Origin of the sequence: Wolbachia pipientis (assembly GCF_023661085.1) — a bacterium.
Lineage (GTDB): Bacteria > Pseudomonadota > Alphaproteobacteria > Rickettsiales > Anaplasmataceae > Wolbachia.
In genome coordinates, this window is sequence record NZ_JAHDJT010000185.1 from 1 (window position 1) to 615 (window position 615).

The 615-nt window shown below is 36.4% G+C and carries 1 protein-coding gene; it reads left to right on the plus strand.

All coding sequences use genetic code 11. The features are described 5' to 3' along the window. Positions 1 to 83: 83 nt before the first annotated feature. On the plus strand, positions 84 to 257 hold the full coding sequence (locus tag DM84_RS06025; protein WP_250779093.1) for a hypothetical protein: 174 nt from the start codon (positions 84 to 86) through the stop codon (positions 255 to 257). The last annotated feature ends 358 nt before the right edge of the window (positions 258 to 615 follow it).

The following is a 615-nucleotide window of genomic DNA, read 5'->3' on the forward strand; positions in this document are numbered from 1 at the left end:
GCTACCTCGGGGTTTTATTGTCTTTTTTCTCTGTCTGGTAAATTTCTTAAATATTTATTACTAAAGTAGTATCCTAGATCCCAGTGTCGGAGCACTGGGATGATAAAAAAAGAAGGTACTTGAATGACAGAAGGAGGACTACTTGGATAACAGGAAAAGAGGTGCTGGGGTTACACACTGACAAAACGGTATCTTTAATTTGTCCTACTACCATTGGGATTTGGTATGGAATTTCAAAAGAGGACTGCAGGTATTAGTTGTGTTGCTGGAATAAATTTTAGTAAAACTGCTATGTGAGTAAGCTGCTGCTTATGAATTTCCTTATCAAGCAAAAAGATGTACGGGCATTATTTAAATAATGCCCGTACGCTTTTAGAAGGGACATAGCACGTGTGCTAAAGTAGCACTACGTACATATATAAGTTGTTTAAAACAATCTTTTAGTAAACAAGCCCTAATGTATCACAAGGATTGTGATATACGTCATAGTAGTTATGACATGAGTTAAAATGATTATGACATGAATTAACAGCATAAGGTATATGTGCAGGCGTACAAGGTGTATGCACTGGAAAAACTGGTGCTGGTAAATGAGAAGTCATACATTGTTGTTGT